Here is a 370-nt window from a genome sequence, read left to right as displayed (position 1 = left end):
GCCTCGTTGAGCAGCCGCTGCGCCTCAGCCTCCACCGCGGCGCGCACCCGCTCGGCCTCGGCCGCGATCCGCGTCTCCTCGGCCTGCTTCTCGGCGAGCAGCACTTCCACCGTCTTGCGGCGCCGTGCGATCTCGCTCTCGCGCGCGGTGACGACGCGCTCGGCAGCTTCCGTCGCGCGCACCCGCGCGTCTTCTGCCGCCACCTTGGCTGCGGATTCTTCCAGCGACTTCTGGTAGAGGGCGATCGCCTTGTCCATTAAGGCGGTCTCGACGTCCTTCTCGCGGTTGACCTCGAGCCGGCGCAGATCGCGCTCGCGGCCGACCCGGGCCTCGTCGAGGCCGCGGTCGGAGGCGATGCGGGCGCGCTCGA

At 72.2% G+C, this 370-nt stretch carries 1 pseudogene; it reads right to left on the bottom strand.

The annotated features are described in order from the left end of the window. Positions 1-370 (bottom strand): annotated as a pseudogene (locus AC5ZGW_RS47560) (flotillin family protein); the annotation flags it as partial.

It is taken from the genome of Bradyrhizobium sp. Crot121, from assembly GCF_059512385.1.
Note: the sequence above shows the minus strand (reverse complement) of the source record. Positions and strands in the feature narration are given on the sequence as shown.